Annotated in this window: 1 protein-coding gene; it reads right to left on the bottom strand. The window is 46.6% G+C overall.

The window, feature by feature from the left end; translation table 11 throughout:
* A partial coding sequence (locus tag R8N49_RS25545) for a UDP-glucose--hexose-1-phosphate uridylyltransferase (RefSeq protein WP_318190263.1) occupies nt 1–821 on the bottom strand: 821 nt, incomplete at its 3' end.
* Nucleotides 822–945: the final 124 nt, after the last annotated feature.

A 945-nucleotide genomic window follows, 5' to 3' on the forward strand; every position in this document is an offset into this window, starting at 1 on the left:
CACTGGAACAAGTTGTCGTAACGGCTGGTCAACTTTTTGATAGCCATAGCGAGATCATCTCGTTGCTCATCGTTCAACTCACACATGCGGCGAATGTGTGTTTTTGGAAGCAACATGGTTTCGAATGGCCAGGCCGCCCAGTAAGGTACAACCGCAACCCAGTGTTCGGTTTCAACAACAATTCGTGAGCCGTCTTTTAACTCAGCCTGAACGTAATCAACCAGTAGGTTGCTTCCTTTCTCTTGGTAATACGCTTTTAGGTTATGCTCTTTACGTTCGATCTCATTAGGTAAAAAGCTGTTCGCCCAAATCTGCCCGTGTGGGTGTGGTTGAGAACACCCCATGGTCTCACCCTTGTTTTCAAAAGCTTGAACCCAGATGAAATCTTTACCTAACTCTTCAATTTGCTCATTCCATGTATCAATCACATCCCGAATTTTATTCACTGGTAGTTCTGGCAACGTTTTGCTGTGATCCGGTGAGAAGCAGATTACTCGGCTCAAACCACGTACCCCCTGAGTTTTGAATAATGGGTTGTCCGACTCAGGTGCATCTGGTGAATCCACCATCAGCGCAGCAAAATCGTTATTGAACACATAGGTGCCTTGGTAGTCTGGATTAACATCGCCAGAGATACGTTCGTTGGTTGGACAAAGGAAACATTTACCGTCATAGCTTGGTAGCTCATCCAATGCGGGCTTTTCATCTGCGCCGCTCCAAGGGCGTTTTGCACGGTGAGGTGAAACCAAAATCCATTGCCCAGTCAGAGGGTTGTAACGGCGGTGTGGATGATCCACTGGGTTAAATTCGACATTCGACATGTTACTTACTCAACTCTTTAAAATTCTTCAAACTCAGCTTCCCAAAACCGTGAGAAGCGCAGATGGCAACGCGCGACTACAATTACTCTGGGGAATAGCCACTAGGGTTATTTGACTGCCAGTG

The sequence above is a fragment of the Vibrio sp. 1978 genome, from assembly GCF_033344345.1.